Origin of the sequence: Sphingomonas sp. IW22 (genome assembly GCF_041321155.1) — a bacterium.
Taxonomy (GTDB): Bacteria; Pseudomonadota; Alphaproteobacteria; order Sphingomonadales; family Sphingomonadaceae; genus Sphingomonas.
Genome location: NZ_JBGGWB010000038.1, coordinates 1 through 1,282, shown reverse-complemented (window position 1 = coordinate 1,282; position 1,282 = coordinate 1). Strand labels below are relative to the sequence as shown.

At 33.5% G+C, this 1,282-nt stretch carries 1 protein-coding gene; it reads left to right on the top strand.

The window, feature by feature from the left end; all coding sequences use genetic code 11:
• Nucleotides 1-176: 176 nt before the first annotated feature.
• Nucleotides 177-1,205, top strand: coding sequence for a hypothetical protein (locus ACAX61_RS19570; RefSeq protein ID WP_370716212.1), 1,029 nt, complete (start codon nucleotides 177-179; stop codon nucleotides 1,203-1,205).
• Nucleotides 1,206-1,282: the final 77 nt, after the last annotated feature.

Genomic DNA, 1,282 nt, shown 5'->3' with positions numbered 1-1,282 from the left:
AATATATCAGGTGTCCAATAAAGTTATTGCCGATTTTGTAATTTATTTTTCATCAAATAATTTATTAATTTTTACTGTACTTAAACAATTTGTTTAACTTTATTACTTTAAATCAATTATGTTAGTTTATATTTAAAATATTATAATTGACTTTTTAATAAATTTTAATAGTTAAAATGGTCGACAGAAAAGTAATAATTCGTTCCTGTTTACTATATGAATTTAAGCTTGGATCTAATGCCTCAGAAGCATGTAGAAAAATCTGTTTAGCATTTGGAGAAGACTCAGTAAAGGAACGAAATGCTCGTAATTGGTTCCAAAAGTTTAGATCGGGTGATGAGACTCTGGAGGATGAACCCAGATCTGGGAGACCAGATTCCATAAGTAATGACGAATTGAAGAAGGCAATTGAGTCAGATTCTAGTCTGACATGTCAAGAACTTGGATTGACATTTAATACCAATCAGGAAACAATAAGAAAGCATTTACATCAGATCGGAAAGAGATGGAAAATAAGCAAATGGGTTCCACATGCTTTAACATCCGAGAACAGATTACAACGACTAACAATGTGTTATTCTCATATCAGTAGGCTGAAAATAGAGCCTTTCTTCGATCGAATATTGACTTGCGACGAAAAGTGGTTAATGTATACTAATCCAAAGAGAAGACATCATTGGTTATCTCCCACGGATGCCTTGCCACAAGTTCCAAAGGCTGGACTATTCAGTAAAAAGATCTTACTGTGTGTTTGGTGGACTTGTGGAGGAATCATTCATCACGAGTATCTAAAAATGAAAGAAACCATTAACTCAAACATCTATTGCGATCAATTAGAAAGAGTACATGAAAAATTATTGGAAAAACAGCCGGCAATAGTAAACAGAAAGAAGGTTCTTTTTCTTCAGGACAATGCACGACCGCATGTGGCAAGACAAACTATTAACAAGATAACGCAACTTGGTTGGGAGATCATGTGCCATCCACCATATTCACCAGATCTCTCGCCAACAGATTTCCATTTGTTTTTCCATCTTGATAATGCTCTAAAGAAAATGACGTTCAAAAATGAAACGGAACTAAAATCGGAAGTGTCCACTTTCTTCAGCAGTAAACCTGTGGAATTCTATAAAGATGGCATTACCAAGTTGCAAAACCGTTGGGACAAAGTGATACAATGTGATGGACATTATTTTGATGAATAAATATATGTAAAATAAAAAATATAGACTTTTACTTTGTTTTATAAAAAACGGCAATAACTTTATTGGACACCTGATAT

Excerpts from the sequence above, each read along its gene's own strand:
- ACAX61_RS19570 (WP_370716212.1), top strand. The coding sequence starts at position 177 with ATGGTCGACAGAAAAGTAATAATTCGTTCCTGTTTACTATATGAATTT.